The organism is Pinisolibacter aquiterrae, from assembly GCF_019160155.1.
Taxonomy (GTDB): domain Bacteria; phylum Pseudomonadota; class Alphaproteobacteria; order Rhizobiales; family Ancalomicrobiaceae; genus Pinisolibacter; species Pinisolibacter aquiterrae.
Map to the genome: position 1 here is coordinate 257,764 of NZ_JAFNIH010000023.1, position 18,881 is coordinate 276,644.

At 68.6% G+C, this 18,881-nt stretch carries 18 protein-coding genes; 4 read left to right on the top strand and 14 right to left on the bottom strand.

The genetic code is table 11. The features are described 5' to 3' along the window. Nucleotides 1-182 precede the first annotated feature (182 nt). The 4 genes from J3S89_RS08890 to J3S89_RS08905 all read right to left on the bottom strand — a co-directional run bounded on the left by J3S89_RS08890 (nt 183) and on the right by J3S89_RS08905 (nt 4,525). Complete coding sequence (locus J3S89_RS08890; protein WP_217927128.1) at nt 183-719, bottom strand: peptidoglycan-binding domain-containing protein; 537 nt, start codon at nt 717-719, stop codon at nt 183-185. Nucleotides 720-892: 173 nt separating this feature from the next. Then, nucleotides 893-3,178, bottom strand: a complete 2,286-nt coding sequence (parC, locus tag J3S89_RS08895) for a DNA topoisomerase IV subunit A (protein WP_217927129.1) — start codon at nt 3,176-3,178, stop codon at nt 893-895. Between the two features lie 64 nt (nt 3,179-3,242). Continuing rightward, complete coding sequence (locus tag J3S89_RS08900; RefSeq protein WP_230488914.1) at nt 3,243-3,731, bottom strand: threonine/serine exporter family protein; 489 nt, start codon at nt 3,729-3,731, stop codon at nt 3,243-3,245. Next, complete coding sequence (locus J3S89_RS08905; protein ID WP_217927130.1) at nt 3,728-4,525, bottom strand: threonine/serine exporter family protein; 798 nt, start codon at nt 4,523-4,525, stop codon at nt 3,728-3,730. Before J3S89_RS08905 ends, J3S89_RS08900 begins: the two co-directional genes overlap by 4 nt. A 233-nt stretch (nt 4,526-4,758) precedes the next feature. Between J3S89_RS08905 and J3S89_RS08910 the strand changes: the two genes are divergently transcribed. Then, the gene (locus J3S89_RS08910) at nt 4,759-6,453 is read left to right on the top strand and encodes a putative transporter (protein WP_217927131.1); all 1,695 of its coding nucleotides are present in this window, start codon (nt 4,759-4,761) and stop codon (nt 6,451-6,453) included. 147 nt (nt 6,454-6,600) lie between these two features. Further along, complete coding sequence (locus J3S89_RS08915; protein ID WP_217927132.1) at nt 6,601-8,823, top strand: putative bifunctional diguanylate cyclase/phosphodiesterase; 2,223 nt, start codon at nt 6,601-6,603, stop codon at nt 8,821-8,823. Nucleotides 8,824-8,826: 3 nt separating this feature from the next. Here J3S89_RS08915 and recO read toward each other — a convergent pair whose 3' ends face one another. From recO to rpoZ, 9 genes are all read right to left on the bottom strand, one after another. Beyond that, entirely contained in the window at nt 8,827-9,597 is a 771-nt protein-coding gene (gene recO / locus J3S89_RS08920; protein ID WP_217927133.1) for a DNA repair protein RecO, read from the bottom strand. Nucleotides 9,598-9,630: 33 nt separating this feature from the next. Then, nucleotides 9,631-10,569, bottom strand: coding sequence for a GTPase Era (era, locus tag J3S89_RS08925; RefSeq protein WP_217927134.1), 939 nt, complete (start codon nt 10,567-10,569; stop codon nt 9,631-9,633). Next, entirely contained in the window at nt 10,556-11,266 is a 711-nt protein-coding gene (rnc, locus tag J3S89_RS08930; RefSeq protein ID WP_217927135.1) for a ribonuclease III, read from the bottom strand. Before rnc ends, era begins: the two co-directional genes overlap by 14 nt. Beyond that, nucleotides 11,266-12,021 carry a signal peptidase I gene (gene lepB / locus J3S89_RS08935; RefSeq protein ID WP_217927136.1) on the bottom strand — a complete coding sequence of 252 codons (756 nt, stop codon included), beginning with the start codon at nt 12,019-12,021 and terminating at the stop codon, nt 11,266-11,268. The genes rnc and lepB overlap by 1 nt, the downstream gene beginning before the upstream one ends. Nucleotides 12,022-12,088: 67 nt before the next feature. Beyond that, nucleotides 12,089-12,508, bottom strand: coding sequence for a holo-ACP synthase (acpS, locus tag J3S89_RS08940; RefSeq protein ID WP_217927137.1), 420 nt, complete (start codon nt 12,506-12,508; stop codon nt 12,089-12,091). Nucleotides 12,509-12,527: 19 nt separating this feature from the next. Further along, on the bottom strand, nt 12,528-13,286 hold the full coding sequence (locus J3S89_RS08945; RefSeq protein ID WP_217927138.1) for a pyridoxine 5'-phosphate synthase: 759 nt from the start codon (nt 13,284-13,286) through the stop codon (nt 12,528-12,530). A 176-nt stretch (nt 13,287-13,462) separates the two neighbouring features. Continuing rightward, nucleotides 13,463-14,041, bottom strand: a complete 579-nt coding sequence (pyrE, locus tag J3S89_RS08950) for an orotate phosphoribosyltransferase (protein ID WP_217927139.1) — start codon at nt 14,039-14,041, stop codon at nt 13,463-13,465. Between the two features lie 21 nt (nt 14,042-14,062). Then, complete coding sequence (locus J3S89_RS08955) at nt 14,063-16,288, bottom strand: RelA/SpoT family protein (RefSeq protein ID WP_217927140.1); 2,226 nt, start codon at nt 16,286-16,288, stop codon at nt 14,063-14,065. A gap of 221 nt (nt 16,289-16,509) precedes the next feature. After that, nucleotides 16,510-16,884 carry a DNA-directed RNA polymerase subunit omega gene (rpoZ, locus tag J3S89_RS08960; RefSeq protein WP_217927141.1) on the bottom strand — a complete coding sequence of 125 codons (375 nt, stop codon included), beginning with the start codon at nt 16,882-16,884 and terminating at the stop codon, nt 16,510-16,512. A 335-nt stretch (nt 16,885-17,219) separates the two neighbouring features. Here rpoZ and J3S89_RS08965 point away from each other — a divergent pair, with 335 nt between their 5' ends. Together J3S89_RS08965 and J3S89_RS08970 are read left to right on the top strand one after the other, a co-directional pair. Further along, nucleotides 17,220-17,834, top strand: coding sequence for a LabA-like NYN domain-containing protein (locus J3S89_RS08965; protein ID WP_217927142.1), 615 nt, complete (start codon nt 17,220-17,222; stop codon nt 17,832-17,834). 91 nt (nt 17,835-17,925) lie between these two features. Further along, entirely contained in the window at nt 17,926-18,582 is a 657-nt protein-coding gene (locus J3S89_RS08970; RefSeq protein ID WP_217927143.1) for a uracil-DNA glycosylase, read from the top strand. Nucleotides 18,583-18,588: 6 nt separating this feature from the next. Here J3S89_RS08970 and J3S89_RS08975 read toward each other — a convergent pair whose 3' ends face one another. Further along, nucleotides 18,589-18,876: a YciI family protein gene (locus J3S89_RS08975; protein ID WP_217927144.1), complete on the bottom strand. Its 288-nt coding sequence runs from the start codon at nt 18,874-18,876 to the stop codon at nt 18,589-18,591. Between the last annotated feature and the right edge of the window lie 5 nt (nt 18,877-18,881).

Consider the following 18,881-nt stretch of genomic DNA (forward strand, 5'->3'; position numbering starts at 1 on the left):
GAAACTATCCACAGTTCGTCCACAGCGCAACCGAGGGACATGCCGGAGGGGCAACAGTGATGCTGCGGTGCGAAACATGGTGAACGACGTGAAAAGAGGGCCGCCCCTTTCCGGGACGGCCCTCTTCATTTCGCGATTCGTCGCGGGACGGCGGCGCCGGTGAACCCGGTCGCCTCTCGAGGTCAGGAGAACCAGCCCTTGACGGTGCCCCAGATCGACTTCGACGGCGCGGCCTCGCCGGCATCGGCGGTGGCGCCCGGCGCGGTCGGCAGGGCCTCGCCCGACGGGGTCGAGCCGGCCGGTGCCTCGGACTTGGCGACCTGATCAGCGGTCACGGTGCCGGCGAAGGCGGCGATCTTGGCGAGGGTGGCCGGGCCGGCGAAGCCGTCGGCGTCGAGGCCGTTCTTCTCCTGGAAGGCGACCACGGCGGCCTTGGTGCCCTTGCCGAAGATGCCGTCGGCGGCGAGGCCGAGCGCCTCCTGCAGCTTCTTGACGGCGGCGCCCTTGGTGCCGACGCCGAGCAGGACCAGTTCGCCGAGGCCCATGGCCATGAAGGTGTCGGGGCCGGCGATGCCGTCGGCGGCGAGGCCGTGGGCAGTCTGGAAGTCCTTCAGCGCCTTCTCGGTGCCGGAGCCGAATTCGCCGTCGGCAGCGACGCCGAGCTTGGCCTGGAGGATCTTGACCGGCTCGCCGGAGACACCCTTACGCAGATAGGACATGGTTTGCTTCCTCTCTTCGGCGCGCGCGTCGGGCCCGCGCATCCCTGCCGACCGCGTCTCCCCGCGCCTTTCGGCGGGGGCGGCCGGTTCGTCGCATCTTATCGCAGCGTCCTGTTACGGGCATACGTCGTGCGTGTTTCTTCCGCCCGGCCACGACGTCGCAATCGGCGGGATCAGCCGTTGTCGAAGCGATTGGTCTTGGGGAAGCCGTTGGGCGGCAGGCGCCCGGCGTCGCCGCGATTGCCGAGCCAGTCGCTCAACTCCGTCAGGGAACGGACATAGGCGCGGCCGGCGCTGTCGGTCCAGGTGAGCCCGGTCTCGCCGACGAAGCACTTCAGCGAGGCGATGCCGCCGTCGCGGTACTTCTGGAGCCGGACGCCGGCGCCCCGCGTCATCTCCGGTACCTGCGCGAGCGGGAACACCAGCATCTTGCGATTGTCGCCGATGACCGCGACATGGCTCGCCCCCTCGGGCACCTCGACGCAGAGCCGCGCCTCGTCGCCGGCGGCGACGTTGAGCACCTGCTTGCCCTTGCGGGTCTGGGCCATCACCTCGTTCTCGGCGACGACGAAGCCGCGCCCGGACTTGGCGACGGTCAGAAGACGGCGACCGGGGACGTGGACGAAGACGTCGAGCACGTCCTGGTCCTGATCCATGTCGCACTGGAGGCGGATCGGCTCGCCGTGGCCGCGGCCGCCCGGCAGTTTCGAGGCCTCGAGGGTGAAGAAGCGGCCGCCGGTCGAAAAGACGATCAGCTTGTCGGTGGTCTCGGCCTTGAAGGCGATGCGCAGCTTGTCGCCCTGCTTGAACTCGAGCCGCGAGAGATCGTCGATGTGGCCCTTGAGGGTGCGCACCCAGCCCTTCTCGGTGACGACGACGGTGATCGGCTCGCGCTCGATCATCGCCATCTCGACCGCCGCCGTGTCGTGATCGGGGGCGTCGGCGAAGGTGGTGCGACGCTTGCCGAGCGGGGTCTCGGGGCCGAACTTCGCGGCGACCCGGCGGATGCCGCGCGCCACGATCTTCCACTGCTTCTCCTCGGAGGCGAGCAGGGCGCGGATCTGGGCGGCTTCCTCGGTGAGTTCGTCGAACTCCTTGCGGATCTCGAATTCCTCGAGCTTGCGCAGGTTCTTCAGGCGCATGTCGAGGATGGCCTGGGCCTGGACGTCGGTGATGGAGAAACGCTCCATCAGGACCGGCTTCGGCTCGTCCTCGGTGCGGATGATGTGGATCACCTCGTCGAGATTGAGATAGGCGACGAGGAGCCCGCCGAGGATCTCGAGCCGCTTCTCGATCTGAGCGAGACGGTGCTCGGAGCGGCGGACGAGGACGTCCTTCTGATGATCGAGCCACTGGACGAGCACGTCCTTGAGGCCGAGCACGCCGGGGATCGTGCCCTTGGAGAGCACGTTCATGTTGAGAGAGATGCGGCACTCGAGTTCGGTGAGCTTGAACAGGCTCTCCATCAGGAGCTCGGGCGAGACGTTGCGCGACTTCGGCACCAGGACGATGCGGACGTCCTCGGTCGATTCGTCGCGCACGTCCTCGAGCAGCGGCGCCTTCTTCTCGTTGATGAGGTCGGCGAGCTTCTCGATCAGGCGGCTCTTGGCGACCTGATAGGGGATCTCGGTGACCACCACCTGCCACATGCCGCGCTCGAGATCCTCCTTCTCCCAGCGGGCGCGCAGGCGGAAGCCGCCACGGCCGCTGCGATAGCTCTCGAGGATCGAGGACTTCGATTCGACGATGATGCCGCCGGTCGGGAAGTCGGGGCCGGGGACCAGCGCGACCAGATCCTCGATCGGAGTGTCGGGCTTCTCGATCAGCCGCAGCGCCGCCTGGCAGAGCTCGTGGGCGTTGTGCGGCGGGATCGAAGTCGCCATGCCCACGGCGATGCCGGAGGAGCCGTTGGCGAGGAGATTGGGGAAGGCGCCGGGCAGGACCACCGGCTCGTCTTCCGAGCCGTCGTAGTTGGGCCGGAAGTCGACCGCGTCCTCGTCGAGGCCTTCCAGAATGAGGATGGCGACGTCGGTCAGGCGGGCCTCGGTGTAGCGCATGGCGGCGGCATTGTCGCCGTCGATGTTGCCGAAGTTGCCCTGGCCGTCGACCAGCGGATAGCGCTGGGCGAAATCCTGGGCGAGGCGGACCATCGCCTCGTAGACCGCCTGATCGCCGTGCGGATGATATTTGCCGATGACGTCGCCGACGACGCGGGCGCATTTCTTGAAGGCGGCGTCGGGGGCGAGGCGCAGCTCGCGCATGGCGTAGAGGAGGCGCCGATGGACCGGCTTCAGACCGTCGCGCACGTCGGGCAGGGCCCGGTGCATGATGGTCGAGAGGGCGTAGGCGAGATAGCGCTCCTCGAGCGCGTCGCGCAGATTGACCGGCAACACTTCGCCGCCGGGCCCCGAACCATCGTCTTCACCATCGCCCGAGGGCGGAATCACGCGCTTTCCCATGGCACGAGTTAGCCCGGAGGAGCGGTTCGGGGCAAGGGCGCGGCCGCCCGGCGGGCCGGGTAAGTCACAGCCGTCCCGGCCGAACCAGATGGACGGGGATGGCGAGACCGGCGCCGATCGCCCCGAGCGTGAAGATCACGCGCAGCAGCGCCTGGATCGACTGGAACACCGTCGCCTCGACCCCGACCGCGTCGGGGGACGTCAGGGCGAAGAAGCCGAGCAGGGCCTGACCGAAGAAGGCGCCGGGAATCATCGGAATGCAGCCGGCGAGCGCGATCGTCTCGGTGGCGGCGCCGAGGCGGCGGCGGAACACCAGGGCGAGCGAGCCGGTGGCGACGGCGGCGGCGAAGGAGGCCGCCTCGAGGCTCCAGCGGGCATCGAGCCCGAGGGTGCGGATCGCCAGGGCGACGGCGCCGAAGCCGGTCGCCCAGGCGAGGCAGCGCGGGCCGAAGTTGAAGAGGACGCCGAAGCCGCAGGCGGCGACGGCGCCGAAGAAGGCCTGATGGAGCACGTGCAGCGCGGGCGCGGCGAGAGGCGCGAGATCGATCGTCACAGGGTCACTCCCATCAGCGCGAGCGCGAGCCAGATGCCGGCGGAGGCGAAGACCATCACCATGATCACCCAGACCGCGCGGGCGCTGCCGACGGTCGGGAACCCGTCCATGATGTCGGTCTGGGCATTGGTGGCGGGCACGCCGGGGACGAGGAGGAGGATCGAGGCCATCATCGCCATGGCGACGGTCGAAGACCCCACCGTCCGCGCGCCGATGCCGCCGAGGGTCGCCGCGACGAAGGCGATGATGCCGACCACCACGAAGACGTTGACGCCGGCGGACAAGAGCCGATGGCGCAGTTCCTGGCCGAGGGCGCCGGCGACCAGCACCGGCAGGAAGGCCGCCCAATCGATGCCGAGCAGCCGGCCGAAGGCGGCGCAGGCCGTGCCGGTGGCGACGGCGACCAGCCAACTCGGATGGCGCGGCGTCTCGCGCAACAGCCGGTCGATCTCGCCGTGGACGGACGCGGGGACGAAGCCGCCGCCGCCGACCCGGCCGGCGAGCCGGCGCACCTCGGTGTCGAGGCGCTGATTGACGCCGAGGCGGCCGACCGAACTCATCCGGGTGATCGTGTTCTCCCCGGCGCTGACGGTGATCGAGAGCGAGGCGTAGCCCGAGCGCAGGCCGACGTCCTCGGCGCCGAGGCCGCGCGCGACGGCGGCGCAGACGTCGTGGACGGCGCGGACGTTGGCGCCGCTCTCCATGGCGACGCGGCCGGCCCGCAGGGCCGCGTTGGCGATCTTCTCGAGATCGCGATGCCGCGTGATCACCGGATCGTCCTCGCCTTCCCGCATGCCGCATCTCCCGGAGCATGAAGCCGCCCGCCGCGACGAACCGTCGAAGAGAACGTGCATCGGCGGCAAACGGGCGACTTTCGTCTTACGCCAAAGGTCTGAAAACACAATCGGTATTTCCCTCGATGCGGCAGTGCGAAAGTCGACATAGTCGAAGAATCGGTCGTTTCGCGACGACCATATTGCACTGCGGCAGCTCAGAGCTCCGTCACGAGCCTACCCGGGGGTCCGACATGATCTGGCATTTCATCACCGGCATGTCCGGCGTGGCGCTCGCCGTGATGGCCCTGTCGATCATCGGCACCTTCGGGCTGATGCTGGGGCGCGTGACCGTCAAGGGCGCGGGCCTGGGGATCGGCGGCGTGCTCTTCGCCGGGCTGGTGGTCGGCGACATCGCCAGCCGGCTGGGGCTGCATCTCGAGGCCGAGGTGCTCGACTTCGTGCGCGAGTTCGGCCTGATCCTCTTCGTCTACACGATCGGCATCCAGGTCGGCCCCGGCTTCTTCACGGCGCTGAAGAAGTCCGGTCTGAAGCTCAATCTGATCGCCGCGACGATCGTCGTCTCCGGCGCGATCACGGCCGGGCTGATCCACGTCTTCGCCGGCGTGCCGCTGCCGGCGATCCTCGGCGTCCTCTCGGGCGCGGTCACCAACACGCCGTCGCTCGGCGCGGCGCAGCAGGTGTTGCGCGACATGGGCCTTCCCGGCAGCGACGTCGGGCTGACCGGCCTCGGCTATGCCGTCGCCTATCCGTTCGGCATCGTCGGCATTCTCCTGACGATGATGGCCGTGCGCAGCGTCTTCCGCATCGATCCGGAGCGGGTCGCCAAGGAATTCGAGGCGAGGCGCCGGCAGGAGGTCGCCTCGATCGGCACGCTCGACGTCGAAGTGACGATCGAGGCGCTCGCCGATCGCACCATCTCGCAGTTGCCCGGGCTCGACGCCGGCGACGTCGTGGTCTCCCGCCTGATGCGCGCCGGCCAGCTGCGCGTGCCGCACGACACCACCTGGGTCGACGTCGGCGACGTGCTGCATCTGGTCGGGCCGACGGAGCGGCTCCGCGAGGTCGCGGCCGGGCTCGGCACCGTCCACGGCGTGCCGCTCACCACCAAGGGCACCGATCTCACCTGGGAGCGCATCGTCGTCACCTCCGACCACGTGCTCGGCCAGTCGATCGCCGCGCTCAATCTCGAGGGCCGCTTCGACGTGCGCATCTCCCGCGTCGTGCGCACCGGCGTCGAACTGGTGGCGCCGCCGGCGCTGAAGCTCCAGTTCGGCGACATTCTCAACGTGATCGGCCGCCGCGAGGACCTCGAGAAGGTCGCCGGCTTCGTCGGCAATTCGGAACAGCGTCTGAAGGAGTTCGATCCGATCCCGATGTTCATCGGCATCGCCTTCGGCATCGCGCTGGGGTCGATCGACCTCTCCTTCGGCCTGCTCGGCAGCGCGCCGATCAAGCTCGGGCTCGCCGGCGGGCCGCTGCTCGCGGCGATCATCCTGTCGCGGGTGGGTCACGTCGGCTCGTTCGTCTGGTTCATGCCGCCGATCGCCAACCACGCCCTGCGCGAACTCGGCATCGTGCTGTTCCTGGCGGTGGTCGGCTTCAAGTCCGGCGCCCATTTCCTGGACACGCTCACCAACGGCGACGGTCTCTCCTGGGTCGCCTGGGGCGCGCTGATCACGCTGGTGCCGCTGATGGTCACCGCCTTCGTCGCCAAGACGATTCTGAAGGTCGACTATCTCACCTTGTGCGGCGTGCTCTCCGGATCGATGACCGACCCGCCGGCGCTCGCCTTCGCCAACGCCATGGCGCGGAACTCCGAGGCGCAGTCGCTCGCCTATGCCACGGTCTATCCGTTGGTGATGGGCCTGCGCATCCTCTCGCCGCAGATCCTGGCGCTGATCCTGGTCGGCAGCGGTCTGGGCTGAGCCCCGGACCGCTCCCTTTCCTTGATGTCGCGTGACGTTACGGAATACCTGCGACCATTTACGATTGTTCAATCATACGAATCGAGATTGGCGGGATGTGCCGGTCGGGTAATTCTCGACGAACAACGACGTTTCGCGAGTCGCTTCATGGTTTCATCCCTCTCCGGACCGCCCCACGCCCCTGCCGCCGCCCCGGCGGACGGGGGCGATCGGGCGAACCTCGAGTTCGGGCGGACGGTGATCGAGCGCTTGGACACGCCGGTCTGGCTGTTCGACATCGACCGGGCGCGGGTGGTCTGGGCCAATCCCTCGGGCCTTCGGATGTGGCGGGCGGAGAGCCTCGAGGATCTCGTCGCGCGTGACATGAGCGCCGACATGTCGGCCTCGGTGCGGGCGCGGCTCCGGCAATACCGCGCCGACTTCGAGCGCAACGACGCGCGGTTCTCGGAGGTGTGGACCCTCTATCCGGCGGGCGTGCCGACCACGCTCCGGGTGATCTTCTCCGGCCATCGTCTCGACGACGGTCGCATGGGGATGCTGTGCGAGGCGCTCGCCGAGATCAACGACACGCCGGAGCGGCTGCGCAGCGCCGAAGCGCTGTTGCACACGCCGGTAATGATCACGCTCTACGATCCGCGCGGACGCGCCCTCTATCGCAATCCCGCCTCGCGGCAGGCCCGCGCGCGCGGCGGCGAGGCGTTCTCCGACCGTTTCGTCGACCCCGCCGATCACGAGCGGATCGTCGAGGCGCTGCGGACGAGCGGCACCGCCCTGACGCAGGCCCGGGTGACCACCGCCCAGGGCCATCGCTGGCACGAAATCTCGGCGCGCCACTGCCACGACGCGGTGAGCGGTCTGCCCGCGCTGCTGGTCAGCGAGACGGACGTCACCGGCCACAAGGCGGCCGAGGCGCAGGTGCGCTATCTCGCCGAGCACGACACGCTGACCGGCCTGCCCAACCGCTCCGTGATCGCGCCGGAGATCGCCCGGCGGCTCGCCGCGGCCGACCGTGACGGCAGCCGGGTGGCGATCCTCTTCGTCGACCTCGACCGCTTCAAGACGATCAACGATTCGCTCGGCCATCCGGTCGGCGACGGGCTCCTGGTGGCGGTGTCGCGGCGGCTCGCCGAGGCGGTCCGGGCGGAGGACTTCCTGGCGCGGCTCGGCGGCGACGAATTCCTGGTGTGTCTGTCGCTCGCCGACGACGAGAACCGGGCGGCGGCGGTCGCGCGGCGGATCCTCGAGGTGCTCGATCGTCCCTTACGGATCGGCGACCTCGACCTCTCGGTCACCGCCTCGATCGGCATCAGCCTCTATCCGCGCGACGGGCGCGACCTCGACACCTTGATGCGCCACGCGGATCTGGCGATGTACAACGCCAAGACGCTCGGCTGCGCGCGCTGGGAGGTCTTCACCCAGGCCATGAAGGCGGAGGTCGAGGCGCAGCTGATGTTGGAATCGAGCCTGCGGCGGGCGCTCGAGTTCGGCGAGTTCGAGGTCTATTACCAGCCGCGGCTGGAGATCGGCAGCGAGCGGATCGTCGGCACCGAGGCGCTGCTGCGCTGGCATCATCCGACGCTCGGGCTCGTGCTGCCCGGCGCCTTCATTCCCTTCGCCGAGAAGACCGGCCTGATCGATCGCATCGGCGCCTGCGTGCTGCGCGAGGCGGCGCTGCAACAGCGCGCCTGGGCGGCGGAGGGGCACGACATCTCGGTCTCGGTCAATCTCTCGGCGCGGCAGTTCCGCGACCCGCGCCTCGCCGGCATCGTCGCCGACGTGGTGACGGAGACCGGGTGCGATCCGCGGCTCCTGCAGATCGAGATCACCGAATCGATGCTGATGGGCAACGACGAGACCTCGGCGGCGACCCTGCGCGCGCTCGCCGATCTCGGTCTCTCCATCGCCATCGACGACTTCGGCACCGGCTATTCCAATCTCGGGACGATCCAGCGCCATCCGATCGACACGCTCAAGATCGACCGCTCCTTCGTCGCCACGCTGGAGACGCGGCCGGCGCTGGCCGAGCTGATCATCGGCATGTGCCGCCTGCTCGACATGAAGATCGTCGCCGAGGGGGTGGAGACCGAGGAACAGCTCGCCTGGCTCAAGGCACGCAATTGTCACGAGTACCAGGGCTATCTGTTCTGCCCGGCGATCCCGGCCGACGACTTCGCGGAGCTGCTGCGCCGGCAGCGGGAGATCCTCTCGGCCGGCGGCGACCGCGACGCGCGCTCGCCGCTGTGGGATCTGGTGCCGCTCGTCAAGCGCGCCTGCGACGTCGACTGGTCCTCGCCGAGCGCCCCGTCCAAGGTGCGGCGACTGGAGATCGGCGGCGCCGTCGAGGCCTTCGTCCGGCGCGACCGCGACTGACCGTCAGCGCGCGTCTCGATCCTCGGCCTCGAGCGCGCGGGCGAGCGCGGCGAGAAAGCCGTCGCGGGTCGCCGGCGGGACGATGCCGCGCGCCTCCCAGACGTGACGCTGGAAGAAGTGGCGCGTCAGGTCGAGACCGGCGCGCAGCTCCGGCGTCGCCACCCGGCCCCAGCCGGCGGGCGCCTCGACGGCGGCGAGGAAGCGGGGCAAGGGCAACAGTCGATCGGCCCAGGGCGCACCGGCGGCGCGCCCGGCGGCGCGCCCGGTCTTGGGGCTGACCCAGGCGAGATCGGCGGTGTCGGCCCCCTCCCCGGTCAGCGCGCATTCGGAGAGATCGAGCCCGAAGCCGAGCGCCTCGATCACCGCCAGTTCGAACCGCACCATCAGCTCGCCCACGAGGCGGGGGTGGTCGAAGCGGTCGAGCAGAAGCTCGAGATCGGCGAAGAGATCGGGATGGGGATCGCGCTCGGGCAGGAGGCGCAGATGCGCCGCCAGCGTCTGGATGCCGTTCAGCGCCAGCGGGTCGGCCATGAGGGCGGCGGCGCGGGCATCGGCCGGCTCGACCACATAGGAGCCCATGTGCTCGTCGAGGCGGGCGCGCCAGACCACGTCGAGGCGGTTGCCGATCTGGAGCATGGCGACGCGGCTCTTGGAGCGGCCGCCCTTGACGGCGCCGAGGTGGCGGCCGTGATCGCGGGTCATCAGCTCGACGAGCGCATCCGCCTCGCCGAGCCGCCGCGTGCCGAGCACCACACCGACGTCGCTCCATTCCATGGGAGGCTCATCCTCGGCCGGAAGCGGACCGCCTCACTCCTTCGGCAGTTCCAGACCCATCTGACGATAGCGCTCGGGGTCGTCCGACCAGTTCTCGCGCACCTTGACGAAGAGGAACAAGTGGACCGGGCAATCGGCCGCCTCGGCGATGTCCTTGCGTGCGGCCATGGAGACGGCCTTGATGGTCTCGCCCTTGGCGCCGATGACGATGCGCTTCTGGCTCTCGCGGGCGACGTAGATCGTCTGCTCGACGCGGACGGAGCCGTCCTTCTGCTCCTTCCACTGTTCGGTCTCCACGGTCGACTCGTAGGGCAATTCGTCGTGGAGGCGCAGGAAGACCTTCTCGCGGGTGATCTCGGCGGCGAGCTGGCGCAGCGGCAGGTCCGAGATCTGGTCCTCGGGATAGAGCCACGGGCCTTCCGGCATCTCGCCGGCGAGCCAAGTGAGCACGTCGGGCACGCCGTCGCCGTTCAGCGCCGAGACCATGAAGGTGCGCTCGAAGGGGATGCGCTCGTTGGCGGCGGCGGTCAGCGCCAGCAGCGCGTCGCGGCGCAGGAGATCGACCTTGTTGAGGATCAGGATCTTGCGGTGGTTCATCGCCGCGAGCTTCTCGAAGACCGCATCGGCCGCCTCGTCGATCCCCTTCTTGGCGTCGATCAGGCAGGCGACGACGTCGGCGTCGGCGGCGCCGCCCCAGGCGGTCGTCACCATGGCGCGGTCGAGCCGCCGGCGCGGATTGAAGATGCCGGGGGTGTCGACGAAGATGACCTGGGATTGCCCCTCGATGGCGATGCCGCGCACCAGTGAGCGGGTGGTCTGCACCTTGTGGGTGACGATCGACACCTTGGAGCCGACGAGCTGGTTGAGCAGCGTCGACTTGCCGGCGTTGGGGGCGCCGATCAGGGCGACGAAGCCGGCGCGGATCGGCCGGCCCGCGGCCGACCCTTCATGAGAATGGTCAGGCTCGGTCATCGGATGGTTCCTTCCAGAGGCCCTCGCGCACGAGGACCAGGGTGGCGGCGTTCTGTTCGGCCTCGCGCTTCGAGCGGCCCGAGCCGGTCATGCCGGCGACGGGGCCGGCGATGTCGACGGCGATGGCGAAGACGGGATCGTGATCGGGACCCTCGCGCGAGACGAGGCGATAGGACGGCGCCTGAAGGCCGCGCGACTGGAGCCATTCCTGAAGCGTGGTCTTGGCGTCGCGCAAAGGGCCGCGCGCGGCGCGCATGCGCTCGGTCCACATCCGCTCGACGAAGGCGCGGGCGGGCTCGAACCCGGCATCGAGATGGATCGCGGCGATCACCGCCTCCATCACGTCGCCGAGGATCGCCGCCTTGGTGCGCCCGCCCGACTGCGCCTCGCCCGAGCCGAGCCGCACGGCGGCGCCGAGACCGAGTTCACGAGCGACGTCGGCACAGGTCTCGCGCTTGACGAGCGCGTTGAGGCGGCGGGCGAGCTCGCCCTCCTCGGCCTGCGGATAGGTGCGGTAGACCATGCCGGCGACGGTCAGGGCGAGGACGCGATCGCCGAGGAACTCCATGCGCTGGTAGCTGTCGGAGGGCTGCTGCACGGCGCTGGTATGGGTCAGGGCACGGACCAGCAGATCGCGATCGGCGAAACGGTGGCCGATCCGGGCCTCGATCTCGTCCAGGGAGGCGCTCGCCTTCATCACAGGAGACCGAACAGGCGGTTCCAACGCACGTCCATGGGCCAGTTCCAGACCTGCCAGGGGGCGACGCCCTCGTCGATCGAGAAGAAGATGACCCGCGCCTTGCCGATCAGGTTCTCGTAGGGCACGTAGCCGACCGCGTCGAGGAAGCGGCTGTCCTGGGAATTGTCGCGGTTGTCGCCCATCATGAAGTAATGGCCGGCGGGAACGACGTATTCGGGCGTGTTGTTCTGGAAGCCACCGTCCTCGCGCTTGAGGATTGTGTGGGAGACGCCGCCGGGCAGCGTCTCCTTGAAGGCGCGGGTCTTCACGTCGATGCCGTAATAGTCCTTCTCGACGAAGGGCGGCAGCGGCTCCAGCTTCACCGGCTCGCCGTTGATGTGCAGCACGCCCTGGGTGACGCGGATGCGGTCGCCGGGCAGGCCGATCACCCGCTTGATGTAGTCGGTCGAATTGTCCTTGGGCAGCTTGAAGACGACGACGTCGCCGCGCTTCGGCTCCGTGCCCCAGACGCGGCCGGAGAAGTTCACCTGATCGAGCGGCCAGGGGAAGGAGAAACGCGAGAAGCCGTAGCTGTATTTCGACACGAAGAGATAATCGCCGACGAGCAGCGTCGACTTCATCGATCCGGACGGGATGTTGAAGGGCTGGAACAGGAAGGTGCGCACCAGAAGCGCCAGGATCAGCGCCTGGACGATCACCTTCACGGTTTCGAGCCAGGAAGTCTCGGCTGCGGGCTTGGTCGTCACGCTCATGTCTTTCTTCGATCCCCGGTTCGGTCGGTGATAGCGCGCCGACCGGCCGCGCGCAACGCAATCGGGGTCACACCCTGCGCGCGGGCCAGTCTTCCGGCCAGGCGGAGATCACGACGAAGGCCTGGGCGATCGGGTGATCGTCGGTGATGGTGATGTCGATCCGCGCGCGAAACCCCGGCGGCGTCATCCGCGCCAGCCGCTCGGCGGCGCGCCCGACCAGCGCCAGGGTGGGACGGCCCGAGGGCTCGTTGACCACGCCCATCTCGGTCCAGGACACGCCTTGGGCGATGCCGGTGCCGAGCGCCTTGGCGCAGGCCTCCTTGGCGGCGAAGCGCTTGGCGTAGGACGCGGCGCGGCTGGCGCGGGCGTCGGACTTCTCGCGCTCGACCTCGGTGAAGCAGCGATGGGTGAAGCGTTCGCCGAACCGCTCGAGGGATTTCTCGATGCGGCGGATGTCGATCAGATCCGAGCCGATGCCGAGGATCATGCGCCCCTCCCCTCGCCGGTCACGCGCGAGCCACGTCCATCAGGCGGCGCATCTCGCGCACCGAGGCCTCGAGACCGACGAAGATCGCCTCGCCGATCAGGAAATGACCGATGTTGAGTTCGCGGATCTCACGAATCGCCGCGATCGGCGCGACGTTGGCGAAGGTCAGGCCGTGGCCGGCGTGGATCTCGAGACCACCGGCGGCGCCGTGGGCGGCGGCGGCGGCGAGGCGGGCGAGTTCGGCGGTGGCGGCGTCGCTCTCACCGGCGTCGAGGAGATCGCAATATTTGCCGGTGTGGAGTTCGACCACCGGCGCGCCCATGGCGATCGCCGCGGCGAGCTGGCGCGGATCGGGCTCGATGAAGAGCGACACGCGGATGCCGCGATCGCGCAGGCGGGCGATCATCGGGCCGAGATGGGCACGCCCGCCGGCGGCGTCGAGGCCGCCCTCGGTGGTGCGCTCGGCGCGACGCTCCGGCACGATGCAGGCGGCATGCGGTCCATGACGCAGGGCGATCTCGACCATCTCCTCGGTCGCCGCCATCTCCAGATTGAGCGGCAGGGCGATCTCGGCCATCAGACGTTCGATGTCGCTGTCGCGAATGTGGCGGCGATCCTCGCGCAGATGGGCGGTGATGCCGTCGGCCCCGGCGGCCTGCGCCAGATGCGCGGCGCGAACCGGATCGGGCAGAGCACCGCCGCGCGCGTTGCGGATGGTGGCGACGTGGTCGATGTTGACGCCGAGACGCAGGGATCCCGAGGGGGCGGCGGTGGACATGGGGGAGATCCTCGTGAGCGTCGGAAATCTCCGGCGGGGCGCGCGGGCCCTGCATCGTCGGAGGAGGAAAACGCCGAGCGCGCGCGAGATGGTCGGTGTTCGCGCGCGCCCGAGACTTCGCGAAGACATAGGCACGGCGCGTGGCGGGAACAAGACGCGCCGGCCGCCGTGCCCCGTCAGATGTTGCGGCTGCCGGGCTTGACCGCCGGCAGGGCGGCGAGATCGGGCGGCAAGGCGTCGGCGGGATAGGCCGGCACTTCGTATTCCGCGAGCGCCACCAGCGGCACGCCGCAGTCGGCCTTGCCGGCGGAGCGGTCGATCAGGCAGGCGACGGCCAGCACCTCGGCGCCGATCGCCCTCAGCGCCGCCACGGTCTCGCGCGAGGAGAGGCCGGTCGTGACGATGTCCTCGATGATGACGACGCGGGCGCCCGGCGCCAGCTCGAAGCGGCGCAGGCGCATCTCGCCCGCCTCGCGCTCGGTCCACACCGCCGGCACGCCGAGGTGACGCGCGGTCTCGTAGGCCGGGATGATGCCGCCCATGGCCGGGCCGACGACGGCGTCGATCTTGCCGAGACCGGCGGCGCCGATCTTCGAGGCCAGCGCCTTGCAGACGATCTCGGTCTTGTCGGGATACTGGAAGACGCGGGCCTTCTGGATGAAGACCGGCGAGCGCAGGCCCGACGACAGGATGAAATGGCCGGTCAGCAGAGCGCCGCAGGACTTGAACACATCGAGGACTTCGTCGCGGGTCATCGTCTCGAATTCTCCTGAGGATCAGCCGTTGACGCGGGTGGCCGAGGCGATGATCGGCTTGGCGCGCAGCTGATTGATGATGCGGGTGAGGTGCTTCAGGTCCCAGACCTCGAGATCGATCAGGATCTCGTGGAAGTCGGCGGCCTTGGGGATCATCTTGATGTTGTCGATGTTGCCGTCGTTCTCGGCGATCACCTGGGCGATCTGGGCGAGCGAACCGGGCTCGTTCAGCGAATTGATGGTGATGCGGGCCGGGAAGCGGGCCGGCGTGGTCGGGTCGATGTCCCAGCGCACGTCGAGCCAGCGCGACGGTTCCTCGTCGAAGGCCTTCAGGGCCGGCGACTGGATCGGATAGATGGTGATCCCCTCGCCCGGGGTCAGGATGCCGACGATGCGGTCACCCGGCACGGCGCCGCCGTTGGGGGCGAAGCGCACCGGCAGATCGCCGGAGAGGCCGCGAATCGGGATCGAGGTGCGGTCGTCGGAGCCGCCGTCGGGGACGCGGAACTTCATCACGCCGGAGGTCGAGCCGGCGTCGAACCAGCCGTCGCCGGTGGCCGGGCGCGGCGTGGCCGGTTGGCCGCGCGCGTCGAAGAGTTCCGGATGGACGGCGCGCAGCACCGCCTCGGAGGCGATCTCGCCGCGCCCGACCGCGGTCAGCACCTCGGTGGAGGAATTGTGGCCGAGGCGGTGGACCGCGGCGGCGAGATCGGCGTCGAGGAAGGTGCGGCCGGCGCGCTCGAAGGCACGCTCCAGGATCTGCCGGCCGAGGCCGCCGAACTGCTTGCGGACGGCGTCGCGGGTGGCGCGGCGGATGGCGGCGCGGGCGCGGCCGGTGACGGCGATCTGCTCCCAGGCGGCGGGCGGCACCTGCGCGTCGGAACGGACGATCTCGACCTCGTCGCCATTGGCGAGTTCGGTCATCACCGGGCGGATGCGGCCGTTGATCTTGGCGCCGACGCAGGTGTTGCCGACGTCGGTGTGGACCGCATAGGCGAAGTCGATCGGGGTGGCGCCACGCGGCAGGGCGATGATCCGCCCCTTGGGCGTGAAGCAGAAGACCTGATCCTGGAACAGCTCGAGCTTGGTGTTCTCGAGGAATTCCTCCGGATTGAGGCTCGGGTCGTTGAGGCGCTCGATGGTCTCGCGCAGCCAGGAATAGGCGCCGGATTCCTTCGAGAGATCGACGATGTTGCGGCCGCCGGAGATCTTGTCGCCGTCCTTGTAGAGGGCGTGGGCGGCGATGCCGTATTCGGCGAAACGGTGCATCTCCTCGGTGCGGATCTGCAGCTCGACGCGCTGGCGACCGGGACCGACCACGGTGGTGTGGATCGAGCGGTAGTCGTTCTGCTTGGGCGTCGAGATGTAGTCCTTGAACCGGCCCGGCACCATCGACCAAGTGGTATGGACGAGCCCGAGGGCGTGATAGCAGTCGTGCAGCGTCGGCACGACGATGCGGAAGCCGAAGATGTCGGAGAGCTGCTCGAAGGAGAGGCCCTTGCGCTGAACCTTGGTGAAGATCGAATAGGGCTTCTTCTCGCGGCCCTTGACGCGCGCGGGAATGCCGTCGGAGCCGAGCTTCTCGGTCAAGGCCTGTTCGATCGCCGGGATGAGGTTCTTGTTCTCCTCGCGCAGCAGCGCCAGCCGCGTCACGATCGAGGCATAGGCGTCGGGCTGGAGATTGCGGAAGGAGAGATCCTCGAGTTCCTCGCGGATGTTCTGCATGCCCATGCGGCCGGCGAGCGGCGCATAGATCTCCATCGTCTCCTCGGCGATGCGCAGGCGCTTGTCCTCGCGCATGTGGTGGAGCGTGCGCATGTTGTGGAGCCGGTCGGCGAGCTTGACCAGCAACACGCGGATGTCCGCAGCAACCGCCAGCAACAGGCGGCGGAAATTCTCCGCCTGCTCGGTCTTCTTGGAGACGAAGTCGAGCTTCTTCAGCTTGGTGAGACTGTCGACCAGTTCGGCGATCTCGGCGCCGAACATGCGCGAGATCTCCTCCTTGGTCGCGTCGGTATCCTCGATGGTGTCGTGGAGCAGCGCCACCGCGATGGTGGCATCGTCCATGCGCATCTCGGTCAGGATCGCCGCGACCTCGAGGGGATGGGAGAAATAGGGATCGCCCGACGCTCGTTTCTGGGGCGCATGCTTCATCATCCCGTAGACATAGGCCTTGTCGAGCAGGGCCTCGTCGCAACGGGGATTGTAGCGCTTCACCAGATCGACGAGTTCGTACTGACGCATCATGGCGCGGGTGGGCACCTCGGATCGAACCCGGGATCGGGCGGGGCGAGAAACTTATCAGAGGCCGATCGCCCTTCGCCAGTGGCGCGGGACGCGCGACAGGGTCGTCCTGGCCGGGGAGAGAGCGGCGGGACCCGCCCGGGGTGCCGCTACGCAAGACGCCCGCCGAAGCGGGCGTCGAAAAGGCCGGAAAGAGCGGCGCGAGAGCGATCCCGCGCGCGGTCTCAGTCCTCTTCTTCCTTGTCCGGGGGCACCAGGCCCTCGAGACCGCGCAGCAGCTCTTCTTCCGACATGCGGTCGAACTGCATCTCCGAATCGTCGTCGGAGGCGGCGGTGACCATCGCGACCGGCTCCGGCTCGGGCTCGTCGACCTCGACGAACTTCTGAAGGGAGTGGATGAACTCCTCGTTCAGATCTTCCGGGCTGATCGTCTCGTCGGCGATCTCGCGCAGGGCGACGACCGGGTTCTTGTCGTTGTCGCGATCGATGGTGATCGGAGCACCCGACGAGATCATGCGGGCGCGATGGCTCGCCAGAAGCACCAGCTCGAAGCGGTTCTCCACCTTGTCGATGCAGTCCTCGACCGTGACGCGCGCCATTCCACATTCTCCTCGCGGGCAATACGAGCGCGGAGACATAAGACCAAGCGCGCGGAAAAGCAACGGATAAGCGGGGCTCCGACCGAAAACGACCGGCGGGAGGACGGTGTCGCCACGCTCGCAACAACTCGTGATCTACATATGAAGTTCTGGCCTTCCACCCGACGTTCCTATAAGATGCTTAGCTCCGATCATCCTCTCGGCGATTTTTTCAGGTCGAGCCCAACAAAAAAATGAACCCGAGGCCGATCGGCCCATTTCACGCTCTCCGGCGTCATTTTTCATCCCCAACCCCGGTGAGCCCCGACACTCGGAACATGGAAGATTCGAATCCCATGATCGATCCCCGTGAAAAGGTCGCGCTGTTCATCGACGGCGCGAATCTCTACGCCACCTCGAAAGCCCTCGGCTTCGACATCGACTACAAGCGCCTCCTCCAGGAATTCAAGGCCTCCTGCTATCTCCTCCGCGCATTCTACTATACCGCGCTGATCGAAGACCAGGAATACTCGTCGATTCGACCGCTGATCGATTGGCTCGACTACAACGGCTACAAGGTCGTGACCAAGCCGACCAAGGAGTTCTTCGACTCCACCGGCCGTCGCAAGATCAAGGCGAACATGGACATCGAACTGGCGGTCGACGCCATGGAGATGGCCGATCACGTCGACCACATCATCCTGTTCTCCGGCGACGGCGACTTCCGCCGCATGGTCGAGGCGATCCAGCGCAAGGGCAAGAAGGTGTCGGTCATCTCGACCCTGCAGACTCAGCCGCCGATGATCGCCGACGATCTGCGCCGGCAGGCGGATCTCTTCATCGATCTCGCCTCGTTGCAGAACCGCATCGGCCGCGACCCGTCCGAGCGCATGGCGCGGATGGCCGAACGCGACGCCCAGCGTCGTCAACAGGTCGAGCCCGACGACGAGGAATACGACGACGAGGCTTGATCTCGCCGCGCGATCGTCGCATCGAACCGCACCACCGACCGGGGCCGAGCGCCCCGGTCTTCATGTCGGCGCTTCTGACACGAGGTTCGCCATGCCCTCCCCCGCCGGCCTCGGCCCGCTCGACCCCGACCGCGATTGCGCGCTGTGCCCGCGCCTCGTCGATTTTCGCGAGGATTGGCGGCGGCGCGAGCCGAGCTGGTTCAACGCGCCGGTGCCGAGTTTCGTCGGCGACGCGCCGCGCCTCCTGGTCGTCGGGCTGGCGCCGGGCGTGCGCGGGGCGAACCGGACCGGACGGCCCTTCACCGGCGATTATGCCGGCGATCTCCTCTACGAGACGCTCTCCGACTATGGGTTCTCGAAGGGCACGTTCCGGGCGGATCCGCACGACGGGCTGCGGCTCACCGGCGCGCTGATCACCAACGCGGTGCGCTGCGTGCCGCCGGAGAACAAGCCGCTGCCGGCGGAGATCCACGCCTGCCGGCCGTTCCTGGTGGCGACGCTGGCGGCCCATCCGACGCTCACCGACGTGCTGGCGCTGGGCCGGGTGGCGCACGAGACCTTCCTGCGCACGGTCGGCGAGAAGCTCACGGCGCATCCCTTCGCCCACGGCGCGATCCACGGCCTCGCGAACGGGCTCCGCCTCCACGACAGCTATCACTGCTCACGCTACAACACGAACACCGGGCGGCTGACGCGGGAGATGTTCCGGAGCGTCTTCGACGGGATCGCAGGGGCGATGCGGGTCTGAGGAGCGTCAACCCAGCAGGAACGCCAGCCGGAGATCGGCCTTCGACGGCGCGATCTCCACGACCCTCGCCTTGACGATGCCCTCGGCGACGAAGGGATCGGCGTCGAGGCGCATCCGCAGCGCCTCGCGCGTCTCGCCCGTCGCCAGGACGGCGCCGCCGGCATTCCCGGCGAGCGAGCCGGCGAGGAGAAAGACGCCGTCGGCGAAGCCGCGCGCGAGCCACGCGAGGTGCCCCTCGAGGAACGCGCCCGCGTTCGATCGCGCGGCGGTGAATTCGAGCATCACGAAGAACATCGTGC

Coding starts and splice junctions, on each gene's coding strand:
- lepB (WP_217927136.1), bottom strand. CDS start 12,021: ATGAGCGTGACGACCAAGCCCGCAGCCGAGACTTCCTGGCTCGAAACC.
- J3S89_RS08965 (WP_217927142.1), top strand. CDS start 17,220: ATGATCGATCCCCGTGAAAAGGTCGCGCTGTTCATCGACGGCGCGAAT.
- J3S89_RS08975 (WP_217927144.1), bottom strand. CDS start 18,876: ATGTTCTTCGTGATGCTCGAATTCACCGCCGCGCGATCGAACGCGGGC.
- acpS (WP_217927137.1), bottom strand. CDS start 12,508: ATGATCCTCGGCATCGGCTCGGATCTGATCGACATCCGCCGCATCGAG.
- J3S89_RS08945 (WP_217927138.1), bottom strand. CDS start 13,286: ATGTCCACCGCCGCCCCCTCGGGATCCCTGCGTCTCGGCGTCAACATC.
- J3S89_RS08955 (WP_217927140.1), bottom strand. CDS start 16,288: ATGATGCGTCAGTACGAACTCGTCGATCTGGTGAAGCGCTACAATCCC.
- recO (WP_217927133.1), bottom strand. CDS start 9,597: ATGGAATGGAGCGACGTCGGTGTGGTGCTCGGCACGCGGCGGCTCGGC.
- era (WP_217927134.1), bottom strand. CDS start 10,569: ATGACCGAGCCTGACCATTCTCATGAAGGGTCGGCCGCGGGCCGGCCG.
- J3S89_RS08970 (WP_217927143.1), top strand. CDS start 17,926: ATGCCCTCCCCCGCCGGCCTCGGCCCGCTCGACCCCGACCGCGATTGC.
- rpoZ (WP_217927141.1), bottom strand. CDS start 16,884: ATGGCGCGCGTCACGGTCGAGGACTGCATCGACAAGGTGGAGAACCGC.
- J3S89_RS08905 (WP_217927130.1), bottom strand. CDS start 4,525: ATGCGGGAAGGCGAGGACGATCCGGTGATCACGCGGCATCGCGATCTC.
- pyrE (WP_217927139.1), bottom strand. CDS start 14,041: ATGACCCGCGACGAAGTCCTCGATGTGTTCAAGTCCTGCGGCGCTCTG.
- parC (WP_217927129.1), bottom strand. CDS start 3,178: ATGGGAAAGCGCGTGATTCCGCCCTCGGGCGATGGTGAAGACGATGGT.
- J3S89_RS08915 (WP_217927132.1), top strand. CDS start 6,601: ATGGTTTCATCCCTCTCCGGACCGCCCCACGCCCCTGCCGCCGCCCCG.
- J3S89_RS08890 (WP_217927128.1), bottom strand. CDS start 719: ATGTCCTATCTGCGTAAGGGTGTCTCCGGCGAGCCGGTCAAGATCCTC.
- rnc (WP_217927135.1), bottom strand. CDS start 11,266: ATGAAGGCGAGCGCCTCCCTGGACGAGATCGAGGCCCGGATCGGCCAC.
- J3S89_RS08910 (WP_217927131.1), top strand. CDS start 4,759: ATGATCTGGCATTTCATCACCGGCATGTCCGGCGTGGCGCTCGCCGTG.